27 protein-coding genes and 1 pseudogene are annotated in these 26,371 nt (G+C 45.5%); 8 read left to right on the top strand and 20 right to left on the bottom strand.

Annotation, left to right across the window (positions count from 1 at the left end; genetic code table 11):
- Positions 1-4: 4 nt before the first annotated feature.
- Together BMX14_RS11420 and BMX14_RS11415 are read right to left on the bottom strand one after the other, a co-directional pair.
- The gene (locus BMX14_RS11420; RefSeq protein ID WP_092676923.1) at positions 5-805 is read right to left on the bottom strand and encodes an SDR family oxidoreductase; all 801 of its coding nucleotides are present in this window, start codon (positions 803-805) and stop codon (positions 5-7) included.
- A gap of 226 nt (positions 806-1,031) precedes the next feature.
- Entirely contained in the window at positions 1,032-2,045 is a 1,014-nt protein-coding gene (locus BMX14_RS11415) for a zinc-dependent alcohol dehydrogenase family protein (RefSeq protein WP_092676921.1), read from the bottom strand.
- A gap of 110 nt (positions 2,046-2,155) precedes the next feature.
- Between BMX14_RS11415 and BMX14_RS11410 the strand changes: the two genes are divergently transcribed.
- Positions 2,156-2,530 (top strand): winged helix-turn-helix transcriptional regulator, encoded by a 375-nt coding sequence (locus BMX14_RS11410; RefSeq protein WP_092676919.1) that lies wholly within the window; start codon positions 2,156-2,158, stop codon positions 2,528-2,530.
- A gap of 85 nt (positions 2,531-2,615) precedes the next feature.
- Here BMX14_RS11410 and BMX14_RS11405 read toward each other — a convergent pair whose 3' ends face one another.
- On the bottom strand, positions 2,616-3,404 hold the full coding sequence (locus BMX14_RS11405; RefSeq protein ID WP_092676917.1) for an alpha/beta hydrolase: 789 nt from the start codon (positions 3,402-3,404) through the stop codon (positions 2,616-2,618).
- A 211-nt stretch (positions 3,405-3,615) separates the two neighbouring features.
- Positions 3,616-4,065, bottom strand: a complete 450-nt coding sequence (locus tag BMX14_RS11400; protein WP_092676915.1) for a DUF4385 domain-containing protein — start codon at positions 4,063-4,065, stop codon at positions 3,616-3,618.
- Between the two features lie 310 nt (positions 4,066-4,375).
- Between BMX14_RS11400 and BMX14_RS11395 the strand changes: the two genes are divergently transcribed.
- From BMX14_RS11395 to BMX14_RS11385, 3 genes are all read left to right on the top strand, one after another.
- Positions 4,376-4,909 (top strand): GNAT family N-acetyltransferase, encoded by a 534-nt coding sequence (locus BMX14_RS11395; RefSeq protein WP_092676913.1) that lies wholly within the window; start codon positions 4,376-4,378, stop codon positions 4,907-4,909.
- A 63-nt stretch (positions 4,910-4,972) separates the two neighbouring features.
- Positions 4,973-5,689 (top strand): aspartate/glutamate racemase family protein, encoded by a 717-nt coding sequence (locus BMX14_RS11390; protein ID WP_092676911.1) that lies wholly within the window; start codon positions 4,973-4,975, stop codon positions 5,687-5,689.
- A complete protein-coding gene (locus BMX14_RS11385) occupies positions 5,686-6,096 on the top strand; it encodes an ASCH domain-containing protein (RefSeq protein ID WP_092676910.1) in 411 nt (136 codons plus the stop codon). Before BMX14_RS11390 ends, BMX14_RS11385 begins: the two co-directional genes overlap by 4 nt.
- Before the next feature lie 2 nt (positions 6,097-6,098).
- On the opposite strand, the gene BMX14_RS11380 is transcribed toward BMX14_RS11385, so the two are convergent.
- Together BMX14_RS11380 and BMX14_RS11375 are read right to left on the bottom strand one after the other, a co-directional pair.
- Positions 6,099-6,716 (bottom strand): LysE family translocator, encoded by a 618-nt coding sequence (locus BMX14_RS11380; RefSeq protein WP_230527455.1) that lies wholly within the window; start codon positions 6,714-6,716, stop codon positions 6,099-6,101.
- Positions 6,717-6,760: 44 nt separating this feature from the next.
- Positions 6,761-7,258, bottom strand: coding sequence for a DUF1543 domain-containing protein (locus tag BMX14_RS11375; protein WP_092676908.1), 498 nt, complete (start codon positions 7,256-7,258; stop codon positions 6,761-6,763).
- 106 nt (positions 7,259-7,364) lie between these two features.
- Here BMX14_RS11375 and BMX14_RS11370 point away from each other — a divergent pair.
- Together BMX14_RS11370 and BMX14_RS11365 are read left to right on the top strand one after the other, a co-directional pair.
- Positions 7,365-8,099, top strand: a pseudogene (locus BMX14_RS11370) (AzlC family ABC transporter permease).
- Complete coding sequence (locus tag BMX14_RS11365) at positions 8,096-8,389, top strand: AzlD family protein (protein WP_230527453.1); 294 nt, start codon at positions 8,096-8,098, stop codon at positions 8,387-8,389. The pseudogene BMX14_RS11370 and the gene BMX14_RS11365 overlap by 4 nt, the downstream one beginning before the upstream one ends.
- 740 nt (positions 8,390-9,129) lie before the next feature.
- Here BMX14_RS11365 and cadR read toward each other — a convergent pair.
- Positions 9,130-9,582, bottom strand: a complete 453-nt coding sequence (cadR, locus tag BMX14_RS11360) for a Cd(II)/Pb(II)-responsive transcriptional regulator (protein WP_092676906.1) — start codon at positions 9,580-9,582, stop codon at positions 9,130-9,132.
- 80 nt (positions 9,583-9,662) lie between these two features.
- Here cadR and BMX14_RS11355 point away from each other — a divergent pair, with 80 nt between their 5' ends.
- Together BMX14_RS11355 and BMX14_RS11350 are read left to right on the top strand one after the other, a co-directional pair.
- Complete coding sequence (locus tag BMX14_RS11355) at positions 9,663-12,017, top strand: heavy metal translocating P-type ATPase (protein WP_408011873.1); 2,355 nt, start codon at positions 9,663-9,665, stop codon at positions 12,015-12,017.
- Positions 12,018-13,123: 1,106 nt separating this feature from the next.
- Positions 13,124-13,654 (top strand): DUF2778 domain-containing protein, encoded by a 531-nt coding sequence (locus BMX14_RS11350; protein WP_092676904.1) that lies wholly within the window; start codon positions 13,124-13,126, stop codon positions 13,652-13,654.
- A 787-nt stretch (positions 13,655-14,441) separates the two neighbouring features.
- Here BMX14_RS11350 and glmS read toward each other — a convergent pair.
- From glmS to rsmG, 13 genes are all read right to left on the bottom strand, one after another.
- Complete coding sequence (gene glmS / locus BMX14_RS11340) at positions 14,442-16,274, bottom strand: glutamine--fructose-6-phosphate transaminase (isomerizing) (protein WP_092676900.1); 1,833 nt, start codon at positions 16,272-16,274, stop codon at positions 14,442-14,444.
- A 35-nt stretch (positions 16,275-16,309) separates the two neighbouring features.
- Positions 16,310-17,686: a bifunctional UDP-N-acetylglucosamine diphosphorylase/glucosamine-1-phosphate N-acetyltransferase GlmU gene (gene glmU / locus BMX14_RS11335; RefSeq protein WP_092676898.1), complete on the bottom strand. Its 1,377-nt coding sequence runs from the start codon at positions 17,684-17,686 to the stop codon at positions 16,310-16,312.
- 156 nt (positions 17,687-17,842) lie between these two features.
- Positions 17,843-18,262, bottom strand: a complete 420-nt coding sequence (locus BMX14_RS11330; RefSeq protein ID WP_092676896.1) for a F0F1 ATP synthase subunit epsilon — start codon at positions 18,260-18,262, stop codon at positions 17,843-17,845.
- Positions 18,263-18,285: 23 nt separating this feature from the next.
- Positions 18,286-19,683: a F0F1 ATP synthase subunit beta gene (gene atpD, locus BMX14_RS11325; protein WP_092676894.1), complete on the bottom strand. Its 1,398-nt coding sequence runs from the start codon at positions 19,681-19,683 to the stop codon at positions 18,286-18,288.
- Positions 19,684-19,713: 30 nt separating this feature from the next.
- Complete coding sequence (gene atpG / locus BMX14_RS11320; RefSeq protein ID WP_092676892.1) at positions 19,714-20,580, bottom strand: F0F1 ATP synthase subunit gamma; 867 nt, start codon at positions 20,578-20,580, stop codon at positions 19,714-19,716.
- Positions 20,581-20,631: 51 nt separating this feature from the next.
- A complete protein-coding gene (atpA, locus tag BMX14_RS11315) occupies positions 20,632-22,173 on the bottom strand; it encodes a F0F1 ATP synthase subunit alpha (protein WP_092676890.1) in 1,542 nt (513 codons plus the stop codon).
- Between the two features lie 14 nt (positions 22,174-22,187).
- Positions 22,188-22,721 carry a F0F1 ATP synthase subunit delta gene (gene atpH / locus BMX14_RS11310; RefSeq protein WP_092676888.1) on the bottom strand — a complete coding sequence of 178 codons (534 nt, stop codon included), beginning with the start codon at positions 22,719-22,721 and terminating at the stop codon, positions 22,188-22,190.
- Positions 22,722-22,735: 14 nt separating this feature from the next.
- Positions 22,736-23,206, bottom strand: coding sequence for a F0F1 ATP synthase subunit B (gene atpF, locus BMX14_RS11305; protein WP_092676886.1), 471 nt, complete (start codon positions 23,204-23,206; stop codon positions 22,736-22,738).
- A gap of 108 nt (positions 23,207-23,314) precedes the next feature.
- Positions 23,315-23,554: a F0F1 ATP synthase subunit C gene (atpE, locus tag BMX14_RS11300; protein ID WP_028684986.1), complete on the bottom strand. Its 240-nt coding sequence runs from the start codon at positions 23,552-23,554 to the stop codon at positions 23,315-23,317.
- Positions 23,555-23,602: 48 nt separating this feature from the next.
- Positions 23,603-24,421 (bottom strand): F0F1 ATP synthase subunit A, encoded by an 819-nt coding sequence (gene atpB / locus BMX14_RS11295; RefSeq protein WP_092676884.1) that lies wholly within the window; start codon positions 24,419-24,421, stop codon positions 23,603-23,605.
- An 8-nt stretch (positions 24,422-24,429) separates the two neighbouring features.
- A complete protein-coding gene (gene atpI, locus BMX14_RS11290; protein WP_092676882.1) occupies positions 24,430-24,810 on the bottom strand; it encodes a F0F1 ATP synthase subunit I in 381 nt (126 codons plus the stop codon).
- A gap of 440 nt (positions 24,811-25,250) precedes the next feature.
- The gene (locus tag BMX14_RS11285; RefSeq protein ID WP_092676880.1) at positions 25,251-25,544 is read right to left on the bottom strand and encodes a hypothetical protein; all 294 of its coding nucleotides are present in this window, start codon (positions 25,542-25,544) and stop codon (positions 25,251-25,253) included.
- Positions 25,545-25,708: 164 nt separating this feature from the next.
- Positions 25,709-26,329, bottom strand: coding sequence for a 16S rRNA (guanine(527)-N(7))-methyltransferase RsmG (gene rsmG / locus BMX14_RS11280; RefSeq protein WP_092676878.1), 621 nt, complete (start codon positions 26,327-26,329; stop codon positions 25,709-25,711).
- Positions 26,330-26,371: the final 42 nt, after the last annotated feature.

Here is a 26,371-nt window from a genome sequence, read left to right as displayed (position 1 = left end):
GGCGTTAGCCGTTACCTCTAAATTCAGGGTATAAGCTCATGCCGCCATCGATAAAGAGTGTCGATCCGTGAACGTAGTCAGACAGGTCGCTGGCCAGCCAAACCACTGCATTCGCCACATCCTCTGATGCGCCGATACGCCCGTAAGGAATTAACTCCAATAGCTTTTTCGCCGCGTCCCCTTCGGTGTTGTCGGCATTAATTGCGGTCGCAATCGCTCCGGGAGCAATCGAGTTCACCCGGATTTGCTCTTCGCCGACCTCTTGCGCGATACTGCGCATCAACAGATCCACCCCGCCTTTTGATGCAGCATAGTTCACATGACCCGCCCACGGGATAAGTTGGTGGACAGAGCTGACATGAATAATTTTTCCATTGGCACGACTAACCTGACGCTGCCCCTTCTGTTTACGAAACTGCAGCAGCGCCGCTTGTGCCGTCAGAAATTGACCCGTCAGGTTTACATCAATCACTTTTTGCCAATCTTGCAGTGTCATATCACCAATCGCCGCATCTTTTTGCAGCCCGGAGTTTGCCACTAGGATATCTAGCCCACCAAAGTGTTCAACGGCTTGAGTAATCAAATTGTTCACATCGTCTTGAGAGGAGACATCACCCTGCACCGCAATGGCTTGACCGCCCTGTTGACGAATTTCCTCAGCCAGCTTTTCGGCAGGCTCGGCTTGGCTATTGTAATTAATCACGACACTGGCTCCGGCGGCAGCCAGTCCTTTTGCACAGGCATAGCCTAGACCGGAACTCGCACCGGTGACGAGGGCGACTTGCTTAGCTAACGATATTTGCATCTTTACTCCTCGACGATACGTATTTTATAAAATGACTGAATCTAGTATAGGACAGTACAGCACGTTCATCAGTGTTACGGAGGAAAAGAAACCTAAATTAGGCAAAGCGGGGTAACACTATGGAGAAATATAGTGGGATAAGCTTATCGGGGCGAAATGTTTTTCAACCGTTCCGCCTCAATGCCTCAGTCAGACTTTTTTATGGTGCGACACGCCTGGCGTTAGCTCACCAAGAGAGACAAACCTTACCAAAGTGAGCTCCGCCTTCTAAATGCTCGAATGCTTTCGTCACGTCAGTATGCTCAAAAACTTTATCGATAATCGGTTTTTGATTGATCGCTTCTAACGCTTTGACATAATCGATCTGATCTTGGCGACTGCCCACAATTAATGATTCTAAGCGTACTTGCTTTGAGAGAATCTCCATCATTGGCAGCACAACCTCATTACCGGAAAGAACGCCAATAAGAGAGATGTGGCCGCCGACTTTAATGGCTTTCAGTGACTCCGCCATCGTCGCAGGTCCCCCTACTTCAACAATATAGTCGACTCCGCAGCCCCCTGTCATGGCTAAGACCTGCTCTCCCCACTGAGGGTGAGTTTTATAGTTAATTGTGCCATCGGCACCTAATTTTTTCACCTGCGCTAGTTTAGCGTCAGAAGAAGAGGTGACAATCACTTTCGCCCCTGCACCTTTCGCCAGTTGTAACGCGGCGATAGAGACTCCCCCCGTACCTTGTACGAGCACCGTACTACCTGCTTTTAAGCGGCCATTTTTAATCAACGCACGCCAAGCAGTTAATCCTGACGTAGTAATCGTCGATGCTTCAACATACGACCACCCCACGGGAGCGTGAGTAAAAGCTGAGGTATCGCGCACGACATATTCGCTCGCCATACCATCAATTCCATCCCCTGGGGTATGAGAAAAATCACTGACTGCGGAGGTCGGCGCTCCATTCAACCAGTTAGGAAAAAACGTCGACACTACGGTATCGCCCTTAACAAATTCGCTGACACCTTCGCCAACCGCCTCCACCACTCCTACGCCGTCGGAAAGTAAAATCCGTCCTTCCTGCGTGGGTATGAGTCCCTTTACAACCATTAAATCATGGAAATTTAGAGAGTTAGCTTTAATAGCAACACGAATTTGCCCTTTTAATGGTTTTCCTGGGTCATTACTCGGGAGGGTTTGAATATTCTCTACGCCAAATGGATTGTTTATCGTAATGGTTTTCATCTTAGTTCACCTCGCTGATGATAGTAATAGAGATATCGAAAATATAGATATAAGGTATACATCACAATCATCATTAAGACGTACGAACAATTTTGTTAGTGAGGGGAATCATGGATATTATTAAATCATCTCGTTACCATACTTATGATCGCGCTGCCTGTGCTGTAGAAGCGACGTTAGAATTAATCAGTGGAAAGGGGAAAGGGCTTATTCTGTTTTATCTCGCTAATGAACCGCTTCGTTTTAATGAATTGGAGAAGAGGTTTTACCCCATATCAGCCCGTACCCTCACGAAACAATTACGTGAATTAGAATATTTTGGACTCATACTTCGTGAAGTGTCGGCAGAAACTCCCCCAAAAGTTGAATACAGCTTGACGATGGCAGGTCGCTCCCTAAAACCATTGATTGATCAACTTGAACGTTGGGGTAATGAGCATGCCATAACATTGATCACCAATGCGCGGAATCAAGAAAGACGATGATGCTTTACAACCGTTAAATAAGAAGGAGAAACTCCTCCTTGGCTCGAAGTGAAGGCAGTGATTACCTCAAGCCAAACAGTCATCATTATTCGCTATTCAAACGAATAGTCTCGACAAGTGACGTCCCAAACATCTCGCCATGACTCAACCCTGGATAGGTCTTAATGGATATATTCAACCCACGTTGAGCAAGTTGCTTTACCGATTCGCTTAACGATACGATGTGAGGATGAGGAATATTCTCAACCTTATCCTCACCCTCCATAAAAAGCATTGATTTACTGTTCACGGTATTTCTAGCCATTTCAGCCAGCATGGATCGATAGCCTTGACTTAACGAAGGGCTTGCGGAGAAAAAATGGGTAAAGCGGGAAGCATGCAAATAGCTATCAATAACAAACAGTCCACCGTAGGAGTGGCCCCACAAAGCACGCTGCGCTGAGTTAATAGGCAATGAACCTTCACTTAACGGAATAATTTTTTGCTCAAGTAACGACCTAAATACGGTACTTCCTCCGCCAACTCTTCCTCGCCCCATAGGGGAGCCATTCGCTGATCCCTCTGTAGCAAGTGGCGTATAATCGTAAGTTCTTGCTTTAAGATCAAAGGGTAGAGGGGTGTTATAACCGATAAAAACTAATACCGGTGGGCGTTTATCGGATATCTCCTTTAAGAGAGTTTCAGATAGCCGACTGAGGCTCGAATTGCCGTCCAACAGATATAAAATAGGGTAACCTTGTGCAGGGGCCTTTTTCTTCGGTACCGCGACCCAAACTTTATAGTGCCGCTGTGCGTCAATCGACGCTAACTTAATGACTCTAAAGGTGTAATACTGCGATCCCGTATCGGCAATTGATGGGCCTAGAGGAGCCATGTTCGGCCTTGCGAAGCTACCCGGTAAATGTACCAAGATAAAAAAGACTAGAACGATCGATTTTTTAAAGTAGCCCAATATAAGACCCTCGATAATCTGTAATAGTTAGTTTTTTAGCATTTACATTTCTTTATTACTCTCTTTTTTTACGATTATTGTTCTTAATGACGTGTAAAGTGAGACCCTAATGGATCGATCAGGCGAAATTGATTCATCCAAACTGCTGCTGGTGACGCTTTTTACGCTGCAGATAGTCATCATCCTCTCTAAGCTTATCCCAGGAATGTTTGAAAATCTTTGCCGCCGCCGCTTTCTCTTCATCGAGTTGATAGGGCAGTATTTCGCGATTCTTATCGTACTTTTTACCGCCGGGGTGATTGGCATAGCGCCTGGCACGGGTATATCCCATCTGAATAAATTTACGCGCCATATCCATTCCGACAAAATCGTCTTGTTTCCGATAATCCTCGAACAGTTCCATAATTTTTTTGGCGGAGGCGGTTGCACTGGCGACGTCTTTAAACCGCCAATAAGGAAGAATCTCACTTTTATAGGGTTCAACCATCAAGACCCCCTGTTCCCCACGCCCTACTTGGTAGCGCTCTGGCTGCTTGCGAAAATCAATAGTTGAAAAATCTTGTTGGTAGTCGAATTTTTTCATAAATCACCACTCCATATTTACTCGTTATTAAGTATAGGTGAGAGTTATAGGACCGAGAGGGTAACGGCTGAATTTGAACAGCTTCTCAAAATAACAGTATTCATTGGTCGTTAATGATAACGACTCAGTCGCTTTAACTTACTTTGTCATAGACTTCGCTATATTTTATTTCCGATGATTATCAGGTTGATTAATCCTCTGTAAACATTTGGTCAATAATAGTTCTTCCATATCCATAATAAGCTGATTAAATTTATTTATGTTATAACGGTGCATCAGCCCTATTATAATTGGCCTAAGGGAATGACCGATGAACGAGATTAACGCTTCACGATTGGAACATCGCAGCTTATGCCACACGGATTGGCCATTTTTCTTGGATTTAAATTCTGATCGTCGAGTCATGTCTTTTATCAGTGATCCGCTTAATGAAGAAACGATCCGCCTTCACTACTTTGAACCACGTTTACAGACTTGGTATAAAGGCTGTAAACACTGGCTTTGCCTTGTGATCAGCGAGAAAGACACAAGGAAACCTATGGGTATAACGGGTTTTATTGAACGTAGTGAAGGTATCGCTGAGGTGGGATTTATTCTCAAGCCTGAATATCAGGGGAGAGGTTATGGGGGCGAGTCTTTAAAAGAGATTATTAAGCTAGCATTCACCCAATATCACTACCATAAAGTCGTCGCCACGGTGACATCAGGAAATGAAGCCTCACGTAGAACGCTAAAGAGGGCCGGATTCCAACAAGAAGGTACCTTGAGAAAAAGTTATTATTTGAATGGGCGCAGGCAAGATGACTGGCTCTTTGGATTACTGAAAGAAGAGACTGGCTTTTGATGCTTAGATGTTAATCCCCTTGTCAGTATCGGCAAGAACGAAACGACTTTAAGAGCTCAGGTAATGAAAAAACGTAAAATAGGTATTTTAGCGGGTATGGGTCCACGATCTACCGCCCCTTTCCTTGAAAAAGTTATCGATGAATGTCAACGCCAATATGGTGCAACCTATGATATGGATTTCCCTGAAATTCATATCATCTCCTTACCGACGCCTTTTTATCCCGGTAGGGCGATTGATTCCACTAAGATGATTGACGCTCTGCAAAGGGGGATTACCGACTTAGTTAAGAGTAACGTCAGCTTAATCTCAATCCCGTGTAATCTTGCACATTGTTATTTTGACGAAATAAGCGAGGTTTCACAGGGAACCCCTTTGCTGCATATCGCTGACTCGCTATTGCCTTTGCTACCACCACCGCCGTCAACCGTCTGTTTACTCGCAACAGTCCCCACCCTCGAATCCGGCTTTTATCAACAGAGACTTAACACCAAGGGGATCACTCTTGTCGATTCCGATGTGCTAAGAGAAAAAACAACCGCTCTACTTCCAGTGATTAAAGCTGAGGGGTACCAAAGTGACCGCGTTCACGTTTTGTGGCAGGAGATCATCGCCGAGATAGCAAAATTGGGGATTAATGAAGTTATTATCGCCTGCACTGACTTGAGTCCCTTGACCACGACAACCTATGGATATTCCATCACTTTTATTGATTCAATGGCGGCTTTAGCGGTGAAAACAGTCAGTGAGTATTTACGTCAAAGCGAGGAGCTGTCATGACAGTAATGAAAAAACTGAAGACAAAATATCCCGGAGCGCTAGCCTGGGGATTTGGCGATAGTGCTGCGATGGCAGATGAACTTTCCCATCATATCATCGCAGGACGTAAAACCGCTTCCTGCGGTTCACTTGCTGCCTACCTCAATGAGGCATCGCCTCCCATTGTGGGGAGCTACCACATCATCCTCAATGGTCGTGAAGAGGCGGTCTGCGTAATTCGTATCATTGCCATGCGGATTGTGACGTTCGATAAGGTCGAGGCTGAATTCGCCTATAAAGAGGGCGAGGGTGATCGCAGCCTGAATTATTGGCGACGGGAGCACCAAGCCTTCTTCACCCGAGAAGGAAGCTTCAGCGAGACCATGGAACTTGTCGCGGAGGAGTTCGAATTGGTGGAAGTTGTCTAACATTATTTTAAAAGTAGCTTTAGCCCAAGCAAGCCTAATATTCCCGCAGAGAGACGATCTATCGTGACTTTACTGCGAAGATAAACACGTCGTGGCAAAGATTGACTCAGGATCACCGCAACAAAAATAAACCATAAAAAGTCGACTAAAAACGTCATTCCGGGCACCGTAACGTAGAGCGTCGTCGATAAATGATGATCGAGTAGCGAGGTAAAGAGACTCGCAAAAACGATAGCCGTATTGGGGTTACTCAGTTGAGTAACTAGCCCACTGAATAACGCTTGAGTAAAGTTCAGCGTAGAAACGCCTGAATCCTTTCCCTGCGCCCGGGGTTTTTGTAATAGAATTTTGACCGCACTCCAGAGTAAGTAACCGCCACCCAGTACGTTCAAAACAGTATGCAGTGCAGGGACAACGCTCAGTAACGCCTGTAACCCTGACAGGGCGATAAGCGCAAAGATCATCGCCCCCCCTCCTAAGCCGATCGCCACCCCGAGCGAGGCGGAAAGCGGTGAGGAAAGCGCGACGCGGGTAGCGAGCAAAAAACTGGCGCCGGGGCTCATTGCCCCAACCAATATCGCCAGACCGATGGCACAAAGCGGAAGGAATTCGCCGCCCACTTTTCCTCCCGGTGAATCGATTTACTCGTAATACAAAAATATGATTATATCGGTTGGTAGCCCTGCCAGGCTGGGCGGTCAAGCTGACCTTCTGTCATTGGGGTTAAATGAAGATAGCTGTCCCCGACTTTGTCGAGTAATAAGCAATTATCAACGTCTTTAAGATTATCTTTATGCTGCTGCGCTGCTCCTGATAATAAACGGCTTAACGCCTGTTTTCTGGCCTGCTTTGCGTCTTCAGCGACAAATAGCCCGAATTCGTGGAGTTCAGCCAGCGTATCAGGCCGATAAGCCCCGACGTTGACGAAAAAGAGTTTCTGAGGGTCGCTAGCAGGAGTGTCCTCGAGACTGACACTATAACCATCGACCCAGGTTATATGTGTATAGCCATCGAGATGAACTTTATTTTTATCCCCAAACCACGCCTTTTTAAGCGTCGGCCATGCCTCTTCCGGCGTATTCGCTGCCACAAATTGGATATCATGGACTTCAATATTCGACTTCCCGGCATTTCCGCCGAGATAAAACATATATAAATTCACTAAAATCTCCCGATATCGACTCGATTCTATCTCGTATTTTCTAGGACAGCCGCTTAGTATAGAGGTCATAAGAATTTCCTATCACAGCCAGTTAAGAGAGGAATCCATGGCGCAGCCTTCGTACCCGTCTCCCTCCCAGTCTCAGTATTACCATGAATTTTTACGCGGTGCGACAACGGTAATCCCCGTTATGATAGGCGTGCTGCCCTTTGGTTTATTATTAGGTGCCCAAGCTGCCCAGAAAGGATTATCTGTCGGCCTATTAAGTTTGATGACCGGGCTGAATTTTGCGGGCGGATCAGAATTTGCCGCTGTTGCACTCTGGAGTTCCCCCCCTCATCTCATCACTATCGTCTTAGTCAGTATGCTGGTTAACAGCCGCCACTGAGTGATGGGAGCCTCGCTTGCCCCCTATCTTAATCACCTTCCTCGCCGTAAAGCGCTACCTGCCCTATTTTTTATGTGTGACGAAAGTTGGGCGCTGGCCATGGCGGATGCCACCCGCCGTCGTGCCGCCGGACAGGATCCTGCTTTTAGTCTGAGCTTCTACTGCGGTTTGGCGGTAATGCTCTGGACTGTATGGTTGGCCTCTACCACCGTGGGTGCCTTAATCGGCCCTGCGTTAGGGGACATTAGCCGATGGGGCTTTGATATGGCTTTTCCTGCGGTATTCTTTGTTTTACTAAAGGGAATGTGGAAAGGCATGCGCTGTGCAATCCCTTGGCTGGTCAGTTTACTCTGCGCAAGCTTGGCCTATCACTATTTACCGGGTGCAGCGTATGTCCCGATTGGGGCTATCACCGGGATCATTGCCATTGTGTTAATGGGAGCTAAAGCGTGAATATTTTACCCGTCGCGACTATTCTACTGATGGCACTCAGTACCTATTTTACTCGAATTATTGGCTATTTATTGTTACGTAATCGTCAGCTCAGCCCACGCATGCAAGCCATAATGGATGCTGCTCCTGGCTGTGTATTAATTACCATTATTTCCCCCTATTTTGTCACCGATAGGCCTGCCGATTTACTGGCGTTAGCTATCTCATTATTTGCAGCATCACGCTGGGGGCTGTTACCCGTGGTGGTCATTAGCGTAGTCAGTACAGCTTTATTAAGGTTCCTGTTGTAGCGTCGAGAGGCAGCTCTGAATAGCGTGGCAATAAGCGGTAGGTCATATTGCCCCTTATTAACGTTTCTTTCGGTAAGCTTTTCTACAGCCATTACAAACCGTATTGCGTTTTCGGGCTAAGGCAAAGTAGTCTGTTTAACTAAACCGAATTCCCTAAAATAATCATCCAAAACACTTATTAACTCTTTAATATGTTTCGAGTTGGATTGATTATCGAGATCGGTTAGGCTTCGCCATTTCTTGAACATAACAAAATGAGGAAAAATAATGCCAATACCGGGTAGCTGAACTTCGCCCAGAAGCTGATTGGCCGATCATCATAGTAGCCCTCAATGCTAACTCGATGAACGGGATATGATTCATCGTTCAAAGATTTAATTATCACCTTTCCTTTTACCTAACTCTAATCTTTGTTTTAATAGAACCCTCTGCCATTAATTGACAAACATCTACTATTAATAAAAGTGGGGATTAATAATATTCAACATTAATAAACTCAACAAAAAACCAAAGATAAGTTACCTATTATCTCGCTATTAAAATATATAAAAAGAATATTTTTCCACGACAAAAAATTAACTATTAAGAGAAAAAACAAGGGTAATATAGTATCACCATTAACCCTATATTTGATAAAGAAAGTTAAAATACTCTATCCCTTGTAGATAACATATGTAAAAAGATAGTGGGTTTTTACTTTTTTCGTGAATGGGGTCTCTTTATTATATTAGCGTTCAGTGTTAATGAGATCCTTTCAAGTGTCCTTTCTCAAGTGAATAAAGAGTAGCGCTGTTTTTTTCACTAAGCGTTAACTTCTTCACTATCCCACATTCGTTAACTTTTCGGTCTGAGTTACAATAATCCCTAAGCTCTTTGAGCTGAGTTTCAAGAGTAAGCAATTCCTGAATACGCTGCTGAACATGTAAAAGGTGGGTACGAATGACTTCATCAATAGGCCCACATTGGCTATTTGGGATGTCGATGCTACGTTGTAACGACAGAATCTCTTCGTGAGTCATATCGAGAGACCGACACCGTCGAATGAAGAGTAACTTTTCTAGATGAGCGCTACTGTACTGACGGTAATTATTTTCAAAATTACGTAGCGGTGCCGGGAGTAAACCCTTTTTTTCATAATAACGAATAGTTTCCACTGAATAACCCGTCTTACGTGCTAGTTCACCAATTTTCATATCTCGCGCTTATGTACTTGACCCTGTAGCAAGTTCAGGGTTTCCAATATCGAGTATAGCTAACAGACGAGGAGATGAATATGTGTGGTCGCTCGAAAGATAATACAAAGTCCATAGAATGTGATACAGACCATTGCAATGAGAAGCTTCATTCGGCAAAAGATCTTCTGGGTGATCATTCGGAAATATTGAGTGAGGAGCACTCCCAGACAGTACATACACACAAAAGAGGTAGCGATATTGATGCCGAGCAAGAACCTATTAACGGAAAACAGGGTCATGCAGAGGATTGTTGTTCAGCTGTCCCTGAGCACTTGGATAGCTTAGTAAGCCCGAAGAGCGTCGCTAATGGGATACGAACAGAAATTCGTATCATGCAGATGGATTGTCCTGTTGAGGAAAATCTTATCAAAAAGAAATTGGGGAGTATGAGCACTGTCAAAGACCTTGATTTCAATTTGATGCAGCGTGTCTTGACTGTCACACACACACCGAATTCACTTCAGTCGATCATGGGCGCAATTCGCTCGTTGGGGTTTGAGCCAGAAGTTTCAGGTAATGTGAGTAAAAAGAAAAACACTCAAGTGAAAAAAAATCATTGGTGGCCATTAGCTATCGCTGGCGTGGCGGCTCTCGCCGCCGAAGTCATACAATGGACGGCTTTGCCTAGTTGGCTCGAAGCTGGGTTGGCTCTGATAGCTGTGTTTTCTTGTGGTCTGACAACCTACAAAAAAGGGTGGATTTCGATTCGAAATGGTAACTTGAATATTAATGCATTAATGAGCATTGCGGTGACTGGCGCTATGCTCCTCGGTCAGTGGCCAGAAGCGGCAATGGTTATGGTGTTATTCACTATCGCTGAGTTGATCGAAGCAAAATCACTCGACAGAGCTAGAAATGCAATAAGTTCCTTGATGACCCTGGCTCCTGAAACTGCAGTAGTCCAACAAACTGATGGAACATGGCAGGAAGTCGATGCCAGTAGCGTACAACTACATAGCATTGTCAGAATAAAACCAGGCGAACGAATCGGGTTAGACGGAGAAATCGTTAAAGGCCAATCCACTATTAATCAAGCGCCAATTACAGGTGAAAGTATGCCTATTGATAAAAGCGCGGGTGATGCAGTATTTGCTGGAACAATAAACCAGTCAGGCTCTTTTGAATATAAAGTCACAGCCGCTGCGAATAACACGACCCTTGCACGTATTATCCGTGCTGTTGAGCAGGCACAAGGCGCCAAAGCGGCCACACAACGTTTCGTTGACCGTTTCTCCCAGATTTATACCCCGGTCGTCATAGGTATCGCTGTTACTGTTGCGGTATTACCACCATTGGTTGGGGCAGGTACATGGCAGGAGTGGATTTATAAAGCTTTGGTTATGCTTGTTATTGCGTGTCCATGCGCGCTAGTTATTTCTACGCCAGTAACGATTGTTAGTGGACTTACTGCAGCGGCTCGTAGAGGAATACTCATCAAAGGTGGTGCTTACCTTGAGCAGGGACGTAAGCTAAAAACACTGGCGCTGGATAAAACAGGGAATATTACTCATGGGAAACCAATACAAACCGAGATGATGGTTTTCAATGGGTGGAGAGAGCTTGAAGTACGCACCACTGCTGCCAGCCTCGCGAGTTACTCAGACCATCCTGTTTCTCAGGCAATCGTGAATGCCACTACTGATTTGAAAAAGCACGATGTTGAACACTTTGAAGCGATCGTTGGACGAGGTATTCATGGCGTTATTTCAGGTAAGAATTTTTACCTGGGTAATCTACGTTTGATAGAAGAGCGCTTCACTTGTCCATCCGAGATTAAATCAACGGTAAAAAAATTAGAGGGACAGGGTAAAACCGTCATTCTGCTCAATGATGGTAAGCAAGTGCTAGGATTGTTCGCTGTTGCAGACACTGTTAAAGATTCTAGCCGTGACGCTATTGAACAGCTTCACAAACTTGGCGTGACAACAATTATGCTAACGGGTGATAACCCGTATACGGCCCAAGCAATCGCCTCGCAGGTTGGTATCGATGAGGCTAGAGGGAATCAATTGCCAGAAGATAAGCATCGTGCAATTGAAGAGTACTCACGGACCGGTATTACCGGAATGGTGGGTGATGGCATCAATGATGCTCCGGCGCTCGCTGCAGCGGATATCGGTTTTGCTATGGGAGCCATGGGTACTGATACAGCGATTGAAACGGCAGATGTAGCCCTAATGGATGATGACCTACGTAAAATCCCCACCTTTGTAAAATTATCCCAACAAACCTATCGCTTACTTGTGCAAAATATTAGCCTTTCACTAGGTATTAAAGTCGTATTCCTGGTGCTCACGTTTATGGGGATGGGAACTATGTGGATGGCTGTATTTGCTGATGTTGGTGCCAGCCTTCTAGTTGTTGCAAACGGACTAAGATTAATACGGAAATAAAAGGGTGTCTCATGAATATAATAGGGTGATTCAAATAAGTAAAAGTATTCCACTTCAAGCATATCCCCATGCATCCGATGGAATGGCTTTTTGACGACTAAATCTTAGCGCGTCCCTCGGACAAAAGGTTTCGTTGCAGGGGGACGGCAGTGAGACGTAACCTCTCTTGTGTGCCTAGCCAACGCCTCTTTTCAAGATTTTTATCTTTAGAGGCTCGCGGTTTAGTTGTATCTGACCTATCTAGCCTCCTACTTACTTTTCAGCATAGAAGGAGGCTAAAAAATATCAAACGTTAATATCACCGCACGTTAGGGTGGGATGACAAAATAGATCTAAAATGAATCACTCTCCTAAGCTTGTTCCGTGGTATCAATTTCTCAGAAAGTAACAAAATAGATATAAAGTGAGTCTACTCACCTTCAGGAATCACTTTCTGAAAAATGACAAATTAGATCTAAAATGGATTCAATACTTTTAGGTACAGTGACATTATTTTTAAATATTAAGAGGCTTATTGCTTAACATAATCCCCTCTAACACGACTCTTTTGATTGTCATCTTCGAAAGGCCATAATACTAATAAATTAAATATTTTTTATATTTTACAGAGGGTTATTATGGAAAAATATCTTTTGGAATTTTTGGTTTGTGCGGGTGTTTTCAGCATTCTGTGGGGAAGCCTTTTTTATGCCACTATGATCAGGACTGGTCGATTACCGTTACGTATTTCGCTAAATAAATACATAACTCTATGCGCGATAGTAGGACTGCTCTTTTCGTTCTTTTTGTTACTAACAATTCACCGTTAAACACTGGTATTTAACATAAGGCGGTTTTACGCGCACCGCTCAAACGCCCTCAGAGCGATTCTGAGGCGTAACGGGTAAAACTGCACCGTCTTACCCCCTTAAAACGTCTCAGAATGGCTTAGATGAATTCTGACCAATAGATCTAGTTGGCTGTATAGCAAACTCATCTCTTTTTCCAAAACGTAAAGTATTTAGATGTAATTTTTTTGTATCACCTATGTATAAATCCAGATCAAAAAATATCTAACCTTCGCCTGATATCATCATTAAAATTTCATATTCAAAAGGATATAACAGATGCAAATTATGAGAATGAGCTATGACGATCTGACGAAAGGCGGTGGTGAAGCTAAATTGCACGTTTATGGAGTTGGAACTTTCCCCGTTTTTTCTGGACAGAAACCCTACACAAATAATCCGAACTGTACATATCTTCCAAACAGCGCCATTCCAGTAGGAAGATATTGGATTATTGATCGTCCAGAAGGTAGTCTGGCAAACAAAATTAGAGGTTGGGCTATCGACCTATGGAATGGTTCTAATCATTCAGAGTGGTTTGCTCTTTTCAATTCAAGCACCATGAGTGATAACGTGTTTATCAACGGTGTTTCACGTGGTGGATTTCGTCTTCATCCACTACGGCCTGATGGTTCTGGACTAAGTGAAGGGTGCATTACATTCTTAAAAAGAAACGATTTTTATAAAGTTAGGAAGAACCTCATCCATCGTAAAAAAGTTCGAGTTCCAAACTCTAATTCGGGTCTCATGGCATACGGATACGTTGACGTTCAAGGGAAAAGTGATTTTGATAAATGCAAAATTAGTTAAAAAAACAACAGGTTTCGTACTCTGTTTTATCTTAGCATTTACTATTTCCAGTTATGGAATGCCACTTTATTCGATAACGAGTTGGCTTGTAGATCATTCTTACCAGTTATTAAGTAACTACCAGAGCAACACTTATGAAGAAGGCTCAGATCCTATAACATTCACATCTTTACTAACTGTTATTAGTATCTACGCAATAATTTTTTATAACCTAATACAATTCTTTTTCAAAAAAATAAGAAGTTAACTCTAAACATGAACCTTTGAGGCTCAGGTCTACACCCCAGACTCCGGCAGGATAAAAGCACATCCACTGGAAAAGAGATCTCCGTTATAACTAATGATTTAACATAAGGCAGTCTTACGCGCACCGCTCAAACGCCCTCAGAGCAATTCTGGGGCGTAATCCATAAAATCCTACGACTTACCCCCTCAAAACGACTCAAAATGGCTTAGATGAATTCTGACACCATGAATCGTTATGCGTCCAAGTGACTGATGGATGATTTACTCGGTTTTTTTTGGAGGTATCCAAGTAATCTGCCAATGGCTTATCAAGTAAAATGCGAAAGGGTGATCAAGTAAATGTAAATACCCACCCAACTGAGTAACGTCTGGTTTCTACTCATAAAAAAAGCTCAGTATGCTTTCAAGCAACAAAACTGAGTTTTTTCAATTTACAAATATTTTGTTCATTTTAGATCTATTTTGTCACGCTTTAGATCTATTTTGTCCATTTTACAACTATTTTATCATCCCTCAATTAGGGTTTCATTCGTCCTTACCATCACTCCACCGTCACCGACTTCGCTAAGTTACGAGGTTGATCGACATCAGTGCCTTTAATCAGCGCAATGTAGTAAGAAAGTAACTGCAGTGGGATGGTATAGATAATCGGAGCGAGTACCTCTTCAACATGTGGCAGAGGAATAATTTTCATATTCGGGCTATCGCTAAAGCCGGCATCTTGATCGGCGAAAACATAGAGCAAGCCACCGCGCGCGCGGACTTCTTCAATATTGGACTTTAGCTTTTCCAGTAGTTCGTTATTCGGCGCAACAATAATTACCGGCATATCGGCATCCACCAGCGCCAACGGCCCATGTTTTAGCTCGCCCGCCGCATAAGCTTCGGCATGAATATAGGAGATCTCTTTAAGCTTTAACGCCCCTTCCATCGCGATAGGGTACTGATCGCCGCGACCTAAGAACAATGCGTGATGCTTATCAGAAAAATCTTCTGCCAGGCTCTCGATGTTTTTATCTTGCGATAAAATTTGCTCAATACGTCCGGGTAAGGCTTGCAGCGCATGGATAATCTCATGTTCCACCGTTTCAGGCTTACCGTTTAGGCGAGCCATCTGTGCCACCAGCATCAATAACACGGTTAATTGGGTGGTGAAAGCTTTGGTCGAGGCCACGCCGATCTCAGTACCCGCCTTGGTCATTAAGGCCATATCCGATTCGCGTACCAGAGAGGAGCCATTAACGTTACAAATCGTCAGCGCGCCTAAATAGCCAATCTCTTTGGATAAGCGAAGTGCTGCAAGGGTGTCCGCCGTTTCGCCAGACTGCGATAGGGTGATCAGTAAACTGTCGGGACGGACCACCGATTTACGGTAACGGAATTCTGAGGCGATCTCGACATCGCAAGGAACGCCAGCAATCGCCTCAAACCAGTAACGGGAGACTAAACCGGAGTTGTAAGAAGTTCCACAGGCGACAATTTGAATATGTTTTGCCCGGGAGAGTAGCGCAAGACCGGATTCCCCTAATTCGCTGAGGTCGATTTGCCCGTCATGAAAACGCCCCTGAAGGGTGTTTTTAATCGCGATCGGCTGCTCATAGATCTCTTTTTGCATATAGTGACGGTAAAGACCTTTATCGCCAGCATCATATTGAGCAGAGGACTCAATCACTGCGCGGGTCACAGGCGTTTCATCACGTTGGAATAGGGTCACGGTGCGGCGAGTCACTTCAGCCACATCACCTTCTTCTAAAAAGATAAAACGACGGGTGACCGGTAATAACGCCAATTGGTCAGACGCCACAAAATTCTCACCCACGCCTAAACCAATCACCAGTGGGCTGCCTGAACGTGCGGCTACCAGCACTGAGGGATCGTTGCTGTCCATAATGACCATGCCGTAGGCACCACGCAATAATTTGATCACGCGTTGTACTACTTCACGTAAGCTACCACCGTGCATTTTCTGCTGCTGGTGGATTAAGTGAGCAACCACTTCGGTATCAGTTTGTGAGGTAAAAACGTAGCCATCGGCCAACAGTGCTGGGCGTAACTCATCGTGGTTCTCGATGATACCGTTATGCACCAATACAATATTGTGAGATACATGTGGGTGAGCGTTCACTTCGGAAGGAACACCGTGTGTGGCCCAACGTGTATGGGCAATGCCTGTGCCTCCGGTGACCGGTTGCTGCTCAACGGCATCCACCAGCGCCTGCACCTTACCTAAACGACGAACGCGCGTTAGATGACCCTGTTGATCAGCCACTGCCAAGCCAGAAGAGTCATAACCGCGATACTCTAAACGGCGTAGTCCTTCTACTAAAATTTCAGCAATATCACGTTGTGCTACCGCACCCACTATTCCACACATAACATTATCCTAAACTGGTTGAATGTAAGCCGTTTTCACGAATTACTTTTCTTTCTTGAGGGCTGCCAATCGGCTTTACTTAACTGCTGTTTGGGGTTGTAAGCCAACGATGCTGAGACAATATCACGCATTACCGTGGTCCCTGCAGCGATCGTCACGCCGTCACCGACCGTCACCGGTGCAATCAGCTGAGTATCGGATCCCACAAAGACATGATCACCAATCACCGTTTGGTACTTATATTTACCATCGTAATTACAGGTAATGGTCCCTGCGCCAATATTGACGTCACTGCCAATGGTCGCATCGCCGAGGTAGCTTAAATGGCCAGCTTTCGTCCCTTTACCTAACTGAGATTTTTTAACTTCGACAAAGTTACCGACATGAACCTCTTCTGCTAGCTCAGCACCTGGGCGTAACCGTGCAAACGGGCCAACGGTACAAGCTGTTCCGAGCTGAGCGCCATCGATCACGCTATAAGGGCTTATTTCTGTGTTATCGCCAATCACACTATTGCGCAGGATACAGCCAACGCCAATTTTAACGTGATTTCCCAGCACCACGTCGCCTTCGATGATGACATTACAGTCAATCTCGACATCACGGCCGTGGGTTAAGTTACCGCGGAGATCGAACCGAGAAGCGTCACGGAGCATAACGCCCGCCAATAATAACTGTTCTGCACGATCATGTTGATAGATACGTTCTAATTGTGAGAGCTGTAAGCGGTTATTCACCCCTTCTGTTTCACTCTGCTTCGTCGGGTGAACCGCACAGATTTCTCGTCCTTCACGGTGAGCAAGCTCAATAATATCGGTAATGTAATATTCACCTTGAGCATTATTGTTCGTCAGCTGACTCAACCAACGTTTTAGGTCTCCACCGTTAGCCAATAAAATCCCGGTGTTGACTTCATTAATAGTGAGCTGTTCGGCTGAGGCATCTTTCTGCTCAACAATACCGGTTATCGTATCGTGATCACGAAGAATACGGCCATAACCGGTTGGACTGTCGGTAATCACCGTCAGTAAGGCGATGCCGCCTTGAGGTTTTGAGGCATGTAAACGGCGTAAGGTATCAGACGCGATAAGCGGTACATCGCCGTAAAGCATCAAAATATCTTCGTCATCACTGAATGAGGGGGCAGCTTGTTGCATGGCATGGCCGGTGCCTAGCTGCTCGGCTTGGTATACCCAATGCAGGTCGGGATCGGCTAAATGGCTTTTCAATAATTCGCCGCCATGGCCGTAAACAAGATGGATCTTTTGCGCTTCAAGGACTTTCGCTGTATCAATGACGTGCTGCACCATCGGTTTACCTGCCAAGTGGTGTAACACTTTTGGAAGGTCTGAATACATCCTTGTACCCTTGCCTGCTGCAAGGATCACCACACTCATCGCTTTACTAGACATACAGATCCTAATTCGTTTGATTCGCTTGAAAAGATAACCACTTTACGACACAGGATACACCATATTTCTCTTACCAAAATCAGATATTATTAAGAAAAATAACTAAAAAAAATGCCAGCCGATAAGGGCTGGCATGATTCAGAGCACTAGGCCTGATTACATCGCTTTTTTGGTCAGTTCAATGACCCGCAGCTTGGCAATCGCTTTCGCCAGTTCCGCAGAAGCCAGAGCATAATCAACATCAGTGTTGTTTTTGCTCATCGACTCTTCAGCTTGACGCTTCGCTTCAAGCGCCTGCGCTTCATCTAACTCTTCGCCACGGATGGCAGTATCCGCCATCACGTTAACGTCATTAGGCTGAACTTCCAGGATACCGCCAGAGAGATAAATGATCTCTTCGCTGTTATCCTGTTTAACGATACGAACCAAACCAGGCTTAATGGCGGTCAGTAACGGGGTGTGGCCGTGGAAAATTCCTAGCTCACCTTCGCTACCTGACACCTGGATATGTTGAACAACACCAGAGAACATCTCTTTCTCTGCGCTGACAACAGTCAGGTGAAAACTTTTAGCCATAATTATTCTCCTGGAAACTGTAATTACAGTTTCTTCGCACGCTCAACGGCTTCTTCAATGGCACCAACCATGTAGAAAGCCTGCTCTGGCAGGTGATCGAATTCACCTTCCATGATGCCTTTAAAGCCACGGATAGTATCTTTCAGAGAAACATACTTACCTGGTGCGCCAGTAAAGACTTCTGCAACGAAGAACGGCTGAGACAGGAAGCGCTGAATTTTACGAGCACGGGAAACCAGTAGCTTGTCGTCTTCAGACAGTTCGTCCATCCCAAGGATAGCGATGATGTCTTTCAATTCTTGGTAACGTTGCAGTAATGACTGAACGCCACGTGCCGTGTCATAGTGATCTTGACCCACGATTAATGGATCCAGCTGACGACTGGTAGAATCCAGTGGGTCAACCGCCGGGTAGATACCCAGAGAGGCAATTTGACGGCTCAGTGTCACTGTTGAATCTAAGTGAGCAAAGGTGGTCGCGGGTGATGGGTCAGTCAAGTCATCCGCAGGAACGTAGACCGCTTGAACAGAGGTGATTGAACCCGCTTTAGTCGAAGTGATACGTTCTTGAAGAACACCCATCTCTTCTGCCAAGGTTGGTTGGTAACCTACTGCTGAAGGCATACGACCTAACAGTGCTGAAACTTCGGTACCGGCTAGGGTGTAACGGTAGATGTTGTCAACAAACAACAGTACGTCACGACCTTCGTCACGGAATTTCTCCGCCATCGTCAGACCGGTCAACGCAACGCGCAGACGGTTTCCTGGTGGCTCGTTCATCTGACCGTATACTAACGCGACTTTATCGATAACGTTAGAGTCAGTCATTTCGTGATAGAAGTCGTTACCTTCACGAGTACGCTCACCCACGCCGGCAAACACCGAGTAACCTGAGTGCTCGATCGCGATGTTACGGATCAGTTCCATCATGTTTACGGTTTTACCTACACCCGCACCACCGAACAGACCCACTTTACCGCCTTTCGCAAATGGACAGATCAAGTCAATAACCTTGATACCTGTTTCCAGAAGCTCAGTGGAGTTCGCTAGCTCTTCGTAGCTTGGTGCAGCACGGTGGATAGCATTCACTTCCACAGTACTACCGTCTTCGTTCTGAATGTCACCTTTCATATCGATAGGTTCACCCAGTACGTTCATGATACGTCCGAGAGTTGCTTTACCGACTGGAACCTGGATAGGTTTAGCCAAGTCAGTCACTTGAAGACCACGCTTCAAGCCATCAGAAGTACCCATAGCAATCGTACGAACAACACCGCCACCTAATTGCTGTTGAACTTCCAGCACTAAGCGAGCGTCGCCATTTTGAACCTCAAGAGCATTGTACACCTGTGGTACTGCATCTTGAGGGAATTCGACGTCAACGACCGCGCCGATAATCTGGACAATCTTTCCAGTTGCCATCTTGAATCCTCTACCTAATTCGTTACCTGGTTAAACCGCGGAGGCCCCCGAGACGATCTCGGTAAGTTCCTGGGTGATGCTGGCCTGACGAGCTTTGTTGTAAACCAACTGGAGCTCTTTGATCAGGTTTCCGCCGTTGTCGGTTGCAGCTTTCATCGCCACCATACGTGCGGCCTGCTCGCTGGCCAGGTTTTCCACAACACCCTGATAAACCTGAGATTCGACATAACGGCGTAGCAAAGTATCCAGCAACGCTTTCGGATCGGGTTCGTACAGGTAGTCCCAAGTTTTCGTCTTCAACTCTGCTTCGCCTTCAGCTGGCGGTAACGGCAGCATCTGGGTAACGGTTGGGGTCTGGGACATCGTGTTGTTAAATTTGTTGCTAACGACATAAAGCTTGTCGATACGACCTTCATCGAAGGCTTGTAACATCACTTGAACTGGACCGATGATATCAGCCAATGCAGGTTTGTCGCCTAAGCCACTTGCTTGAGCAACAATGTTACCGCCAACAGCTTTAAAAAATGAGAGCCCTTTCGACCCGATAATGGCCAGATCACTCTGAACACCTTTATCAGACCACGCTTTCATTTCAGTCATTAACTTTTTGAACAAGTTAATGTTCAAGCCACCACAAAGCCCGCGGTCTGTAGAAACGACCAAATAGCCGACGCGCTTAACGTCACGCTCATCCAGGTAAGGGTGCTTGTATTCCAGATTTCCTAACGCTAAGTGACCAATCACTTTGCGAATAGTCTCTGCATACGGACGGCTGGCTGCCATGCGTTCCTGCGATTTACGCATTTTGGAGGCGGCTACCATTTCCATCGCTTTGGTGATTTTCTGCGTATTTTTTACGCTTCCAATCTTACTACGTATCTCTTTTGCGCCGGCCATGAGCTTCTCCTCAAAGTCAGGCGGCCTGCTGACTCAGCAAGCCGCAAGACATTACCAGGACTGGGTTTTCTTGAACGTTTCGAGGAGAGCTTTGAACTTCTCTTCGATTTCGCCGTTGTAATTACCAGATTGGTTGATTTCCTGCATCAGTTCCGCATGCTCACGAGCAGCATAAGCCAACAGAGCAGATTCGAAACTGCCGATCTTAGACAGTTCAACATCACTCAGGAAGCCACGCTCAGCAGCAAAAAGAACCAGACCCTGTTGAGAAACAGACATTGGCTCGTATTGCTTTTGCTTCAGCAACTCAGTCACTTTCTGACCGTGATCTAATTGCTTACGAGTCGCTTCATCAAGATCTGATGCGAATTGTGAGAATGCTGCCAATTCACGGTACTGTGCTAATGCGGTACGAATACCACCAGACAGTTTCTTGATGATTTTGGTCTGCGCTGCACCCCCCACACGAGATACAGAGATCCCTGGGTTAACGGCAGGACGGATACCGGAGTTAAATAGGTTCGATTCTAAGAAGATCTGACCATCGGTAATTGATATTACGTTAGTCGGAACGAACGCAGAAACGTCACCCGCTTGAGTTTCGATGATTGGCAGCGCGGTTAATGAACCGGTCTTACCTTTCACTGCACCTTTAGTGAAGTTTTCAACATACTCAGCGCTAACACGTGAAGCACGCTCTAGCAGACGAGAGTGGAGATAGAAAACATCACCAGGGAATGCTTCACGTCCTGGTGGACGACGCAGCAACAGTGAAATTTGACGGTAAGCAACAGCTTGCTTAGACAGATCATCATAAACGATCAGCGCGTCTTCACCACGGTCACGGAAGTATTCACCCATCGCACATCCTGCATAAGGCGCAAGATATTGCAGTGCAGCAGATTCAGAAGCTGAAGCGACTACGACGATAGTGTTAGACAGTGCACCGTGTTCTTCTAATTTACGAACAACGTTCGAGATAGTCGATGCTTTCTGACCGATAGCAACGTAAACACATTTGATGCCTGAATCGCGTTGGTTGATGATTGCATCGATCGCCATCGCGGTTTTACCGGTCTGACGGTCACCGATGATCAGCTCACGCTGGCCACGGCCGATTGGGATCATCGCATCAACCGCTTTGTAACCTGTTTGCACAGGCTCATCAACGGATTGACGGTCGATAACACCTGGGGCAATCATTTCAACTGGAGAGAAACCGTCGTTTTCAACAGGTCCTTTACCATCGATAGGTGCGCCAAGGGTGTTAACAACACGGCCTAACAGGCCACGTCCAACAGGAACTTCTAAAATACGGCCAGTACACTTCACTTTCATGCCTTCGGCAAGATCAGCGTAAGGACCCATTACTACTGCACCCACAGAGTCGCGCTCTAAGTTCAGTGCGATAGCGTAACGGTTGCCGGGTAGGGCAATCATCTCACCCTGCATAACATCATTGATGCCATGAACACGGATGATCCCGTCACTTACAGAAACAATAGTACCTTCATTGTGAGCTTCGCTCACCACATCGAACTGAGCAATACGCTGCTTGATCAGTTCGCTGATTTCGGTGGAATTCAGTTGCATATGCTCCAGTCCCCTTAAGACTGCAAGACGTCTGCTAGACGATCTAGACGGCCACGGATACTTCCGTCGATGACCGTATCACCCGCACGGATGATGACGCCTGCCATTACAGACTTATCGATTTTGCAATTCAGCTTAACTTTGCGTGATAAACGTTTTTCCATCGCGGCACTGATTTTAGCCAGTTGCGCCTCATTCAATGCGCTTGCAGAGATAACGTCGACTTCCGCCGTTGCTTCATACGCATCACGTAATTGAATAAAGCTTTCCAGAACAGCAGGAAGCGCGGTCAAACGACCATTTGTAGCCATTACCTTCACCAGGTTCTGACCATGGGCATCAAGTTGATCACCGCACACAGCGTTCACCGTGGCAGCCGCTTTTTCAGAGGCGATAGCGCCTGAAAGTAGTTCAGCGAGCTGCGGAGTGCGAACCACTTCTGCGGCAAATGCTAGCATGCTCTGCCAGCGATCAATAGCTTGGTGCTCAACAGCAAAGTCAAAAGCTGCTTTGGCGTAGGGGCGAGCTACAGTAATAAGTTCAGACATCAGCCCCTCCCTCCTTACAGTTCAGCGACCAGTTTATCAACGATGTCGCTGTTAGCAGCTTCATCCACGGAACGCTCGATGATTTTCTCAGCTCCCGCGACAGCCAGTAACGCAACTTGCTTACGTAGCTCTTCACGGGCACGTTTACGCTCAGCATCAATTTCTGCCTGCGCTTGTGCGACGATCATAGTACGTTCAGCATCCGCTTCAGCTTTCGCGTCTTCCAGAATCTGTGTACGACGTTTGTTCGCCTGCTCAATAATAACCTGAGCGTCTTCTTTGGCTTTTTTCAGCTGGTCGGTCGCATTAGCTTGCGCGATATCCAGATCTTTCTTAGCTTGTTCTGCAGAAGATAAACTGTCAGCAACTTCTTTCTGACGTTTTTCGATAGCAGCCATAATTGGCGGCCATACGTACTTCATACAAAATAAGACGAACAGGATAAATGCGATGGCCTGGCCGAGGATTGTTGCATTAATATTCACAGCACAATGCCTCTCAATAAGTTAACTTACTCTGCCGCTCATCATAAGAATAAGCGGCAGACTCTGTTCTTTCGTTGTTAGCCAGCTTAACGCTCGCCAACAATGCTACTAGGCGACGGCAAACATCACGTAGAGACCCAGACCTACAGCAATCATAGGAATAGCATCTACCAGACCCATAACAACAAAGAACTGAGTACGTAGCAGAGGAATCAGGTCAGGCTGACGAGCAGCGCCTTCCAAGAATTTTCCTCCAAGGATGCCGATACCGATCGCAGCACCAATAGCAGCCAGACCCATCATCACAGCGGCAGCCATGTACAGCAGATCCATATTCACGTTTTCCATGACAGTCTCCAGTTTGTTTCAATCAAATCAAAAGTGTTGGTTTAAAAATCAATGCTCTTCAGATGCCATCGACAGATAGACAATCGTGAGGACCATGAAGATGAAAGCCTGTAACGAAATAATCAGGATGTGGAAAATGGCCCATGGCACATTCAGAACCCACTGTGACCACCACGGTAACAGACCTGCAATCAGGATAAAGATCAACTCACCCGCATACATGTTACCGAACAGACGCAGACCCAGTGAAACAGGCTTCGACAGTAAGCTAACACCTTCAAGAATCAGGTTGATAGGGATGAAGATCGGATGATTGAAAGGTTGTAAAGTAAGTTCTTTAGTGAACCCGCCTACCCCTTTCATTTTGATGCTGTAGAACAGAATCAAAATAAATACGCCCAGTGCCATAGACAATGTCACGTTTACGTCAGCCGATGGGACGACACGCAATGCTGGCAGACCTAACGCATGCTCACCAATCCAAGGCAGCAGGTCAATAGGTAGCAGATCCATGAAGTTCATCAAGAAGACCCAGACGAAAATTGTCAGTGCCAATGGAGCGATGAGTTTGCTTTTGCCATGGTACATATCACGTACGTTGGCATCGACGAAACCTACAACAAGCTCAATTGCCGCCTGAAGCTTACCTGGCACACCACTCGTTACATTTTTAGCAACTTTGCGGAATAGCACCAGAAAGATCAGTCCCAGGACAACAGAAAAGAACATAGAGTCCAGATTCAGTATCCAGAATGTTGCCGGAGCGTCGTGCGCATTCACCAACTGGAAAGTACGTAGGTCGATCTGTAAATGCGTCAGATGGTGACCAATGTATTCCTGTGGGGTTGAGATTTCTCCTGCGGACATGATGCTTCTTACCCTTTTTTGTTAATTACAACCGGTGCGATAACTTGTACTACACACACCGACAACCAGCTTATTGCAAGGGGCCAAAATGCAGCCCCACACACACCCAACGCCACAATCAGCATGATGATGGTTAAGACAACCTTCATCGCTTCACCGAATGCAAAGCTCCAGGCCACACGCCCTTTTGCTGGTGATTGCCCTTGCAGGCGCCAGGCCAGAAACGTAAATAGGATATTTGGCAACCAAGCCGCTATCCCTCCTGCTAGAGCAGAGGCTCCATAGTGAGTGCTTTTCAAGATAAAAAGTAAACTCAAAACACTAAGCGTTCCGAGTTGAATCATCAGTACCGCTTTAGCCAATCGCATACTGTAAAAGGCTAATGACATAACGTGATAATTCCTCTTTAACCTGAAGGGTATTTCGTGTGCTTAAAAAGCTGCTGTGGTCTCTTAAAGAGTGAACAGCAAAAGCCGTGCAAATTATACGGGGAGCACCTACGATTTCAATCTGTAACTTGCGAAAAGGTGAACAATTATTTAAATTTCTTTCAGAAATGCGTGATTACGGGGTTTATCGGTAAAAAAATAACGTTTTGAACGTAGTATGACGAAGGAAGTGGGGGTATTTATTAACTTAAATAAAACATTTCATAAACATATGAAGCGTACTAACTCGTTAACATTAGTAATTACAAGGTTATTATTACACCTCTATATTAGGGACTTTGTAATAGTTATAGCGAATTGTTTCCTAACATTAGTTAAGCAGAAAAGCAGAAATATCGTCAAATAACACCTCTGCTTTTCCTCCTAACCTACACGTTTAACTAAACACGCGCGGCCTTTTGTGCTTCGATACTGTTTTTATTATTAACCAGACTCACAACGCCTAATCCAATCCCTACCGTAGCCGTAATCGGCGCAATACCCACGGCAGCCCCAATTCCTGCGCCAAGCTGTAAACCAGCCCATTTAAACGAGGTTTTAAGATTCCCGGCTTGGCATCCAGCATCAACAATAGTGCCAATAGCAAATCCCATCACAGCGCCGATTGGTGCAGTAATGAAACCGAAAATTCCCCCAGCGACTTCTTGAGTTTGTTGTACATTCAATTCTTTCATTACGATTCCTTTCATTCCTACAAAGTAGGAGTCATTATCCAAAGTGTTTACACATGTCAACGTGCAAAAACAGACTACCTTAAGATTTAATGCTTTGTAAACAGATGGTTAAGTAAGATTTTTAATCACTATAATGAAATAAGGAACCTTAGCGGTTCCTTCAATTATATTTTTTTAAGTATTACTAAATGCCGTTCTTCATCAAGTTGAGGAACCACCAATCGATGTGAAGTATCAATCTCAATATTTGAGGGTAGAGATTCGCACTCTTCTGCTGGATATTGGCCCTTTAATGCATAAAAACAGCCATGGCCCTCAGCCGGAAGATGCTTACACCAATGCAACATATCATTGATGGAAGCAAAAGCTCGGCTTATCACCCCATCAAAGGGAGGTGAGGCAGAAAATTCTTCAACCCGAGACTGAACCGGGACAATGTTTTCGAGTTTCAATTCATGTTGCACCTGCTTTAGGAATCTAACACGCTTCCCTAAGCTATCAAGCAACGTAAATTCAGCCTCCGGCATCACAATAGAAAGTGGAATACCGGGTAATCCAGGCCCCGTCCCCACATCAATAAAACGTCTGCCCTGTAAATACGGCGCGACGACAATACTGTCCATAATATGACGAACGATCATCTGTTGCGGGTCACGGACAGAGGTCAAGTTGTAGGCTTTATTCCATTTATCTAATAACTCAACATAGGCAACAAGCTGTTGTTTTTGTTGATCGGTTAGAGAAATCGCCGACTGATTAAGAAGTTTTGAAAGTTGTGTAATCACAGAATTTATTCCGAAAGGGAGAGGAAGTTTTCACTTCCTCTC

Origin of the sequence: Rosenbergiella nectarea (assembly GCF_900111105.1) — a bacterium.
GTDB lineage: Bacteria > Pseudomonadota > Gammaproteobacteria > Enterobacterales > Enterobacteriaceae > Rosenbergiella > Rosenbergiella nectarea.
The sequence above is the reverse complement of the archived record's forward strand: the minus strand, read 5'-3'. Positions and strand labels throughout refer to the sequence as shown.